At 64.1% G+C, this 593-nt stretch carries 1 protein-coding gene; it reads right to left on the minus strand.

All coding sequences use genetic code 11. The features are described from left to right. Nucleotides 1-279: 279 nt before the first annotated feature. On the minus strand, nucleotides 280-593 hold a 314-nt coding region (locus EN914_RS37645), incomplete at its 5' end, for an ATP-grasp domain-containing protein (protein ID WP_127389793.1).

Consider the following 593-nt stretch of genomic DNA (forward strand, 5'->3'; position numbering starts at 1 on the left):
GTGCCGCCACTGTCGTGACGATGGCCGCCACATTGGGCAAAGAGGTTCGCGGATGGGGCGCGGCCGCTGAAAGGGCGTCCCCCAGCCCATCAGCCGGAGACGCCGTGCCGTTTCGACGATTGGCCACGTGATGCCTCCCTGCCAAATGCCATGATCGGGCATATAGAGCGGACGTGCAACTTTAGCCAACGATGAAATACGCCTCGCTCACAGGCAATGATCCGGCCCGCACCGGCCGCTCCCGAAGGGCTAAATGGAAGTCAGGCTCGCCCGATCGGATCAGCGCGCCGCATGCCTGGCCAGCGCGTGCTCGATCAGCACGTCGATGGTCTGGCTGTAGCCGATGCCTGAGGCGGCAAGCGCCTTGGCATACATCGAGATGTCGGTGAAGCCGGGAATGGTGTTGACCTCGTTGACAAGCAGGCTGCCGTCGGCGCGCAGGAAGAAATCGACGCGCGCCATGGCTTCGCAGCCAAGCGCCTGGAACGCCTGCCGCGCCATATCCCTGGCCTTTTCGGCCACATCGGCCGGGACATCGGCGGGCACCTTGACCAGCGCGCCGTCGGCATCGAGATATTTGGCCTCATAGGTGT

Origin of the sequence: Mesorhizobium sp. M7A.F.Ca.CA.001.08.2.1, assembly GCF_003998455.1 — a bacterium.
GTDB lineage: Bacteria > Pseudomonadota > Alphaproteobacteria > Rhizobiales > Rhizobiaceae > Mesorhizobium > Mesorhizobium ciceri.